Source organism: Pseudoalteromonas sp. S3260 (assembly GCF_005886925.1).
In the GTDB taxonomy this organism is placed as follows: Bacteria; Pseudomonadota; Gammaproteobacteria; order Enterobacterales; family Alteromonadaceae; genus Pseudoalteromonas; species Pseudoalteromonas tetraodonis.
The window spans coordinates 1-289 of sequence record NZ_PNCV01000226.1 but is presented as its reverse complement, the minus strand read 5'-3'; the positions used below and the strand labels follow the sequence as shown (position 1 = coordinate 289).

1 pseudogene is annotated in these 289 nt (G+C 41.9%); it reads right to left on the bottom strand.

Annotated elements, in window-relative coordinates:
- Positions 1–279, bottom strand: a pseudogene (locus CWC14_RS18265) (RNA-guided endonuclease InsQ/TnpB family protein); the annotation flags it as partial.
- Positions 280–289: the final 10 nt, after the last annotated feature.

Sequence of the window (289 nt, the reverse complement as noted above, 5' to 3'; positions counted from 1 at the left end):
ATTTTCAATGCGGATACAGTTCGAGTTATTGACCGCTCGAAAGCTATCGTTGTGAAGTTTTTTCTTTTTATATGAGATCTTGTGCTTTGGAAAGCGTTGCAAGCGACCTTTAGTAAAAGCATTCTTGAGCGCTAACTCCAGGTCGCGGGCAACTTGTTGAGCTGCCGCAGAATCGAATGCTTTGATCCAGTTAAACTCTTCGAACGTCTTGATATCTTTAAGTAGTGAGGCCATGTCTTTGTAAAACAAAAACGTTTTATCGTGCTCGTATCGACGCATGTTCTCAGAC